Annotated in this window: 2 protein-coding genes; both read right to left on the bottom strand. The window is 37.4% G+C overall.

Translation table 11 applies throughout. From position 1 onward, the window contains the following. The coding region (locus H5072_RS20675; protein ID WP_182694663.1) for a hypothetical protein at positions 1-322 on the bottom strand (322 nt) is incomplete at its 3' end. 104 nt (positions 323-426) lie between these two features. Continuing rightward, the coding region (locus H5072_RS20680; protein ID WP_182694664.1) for a CPBP family intramembrane glutamic endopeptidase at positions 427-805 on the bottom strand (379 nt) is incomplete at its 5' end.

Raw genomic sequence — 805 nt, forward strand, 5'->3', positions numbered from 1 at the left:
AATTAATAGTAAAAGCATTCCCGCCCCTGCGCATAGCATCAGCTTTAAGTAAATCAATCGCGTTTGATTTAGAGCGATTGTAGCTTACATTATTGTTGCCCATACCGTCGCCATCACAGCTTTCACCTTCTATTCGGCCTAAAAGTGTTGCGCCACTTTCGTGTGCTTCTTGGTCGCTATAAAATTGCTGTAAATCTCTTTTATTAACGTAGGTGCCAATTTCTTGAGATAAAACACCGTTGTCTATGTCTGTATGATAGGTCATTCCTGAACAACCGGTTATTGTGGCCAGCACTGTTATTGCCGCTATAAAACGTAGCATATTTATTAGTCCTTTAATTTATTATTTAAAGTAGTAAATTACTAACAAAATCAAACGCTGGCAATGTTTGCTAACGGGTAAATTGTTAGCATTTGTAAATGTATTTAGATTTTACTGAGCATAGGGTAAGTAAACAAAAAGAAGTGAAAAACGTTCACTAACCAGTGGCATATAATAGCCCATTCTAAACGCTGCGTTTTATAAAAAATATAGCCGTATCCTAAGCCTGCAATAAATGAAACCAATACATAGTTAATTCCTCCAGCAAAATGTGCTAAAGCAAACACCGCAGCAGTCATTATTGGGGCAAGTAACGCTGGGCGAGTAGATGTGATTATTTGGCTAAGTTTGGTTTGTAATAAACCTCTAAACAAAGCTTCCTCAGCTACACAGGTAAATAAAAGATTAATAGCAATAAAGGCTAACCAAAAGTTGGGCACTTTTGGGTTAAAGCTTACAAGTCCAAGTGTTAAAGCCGCAGTG

The sequence above is a fragment of the Pseudoalteromonas sp. SR45-5 genome (assembly GCF_014163565.1).
Lineage (GTDB): Bacteria > Pseudomonadota > Gammaproteobacteria > Enterobacterales > Alteromonadaceae > Pseudoalteromonas > Pseudoalteromonas distincta.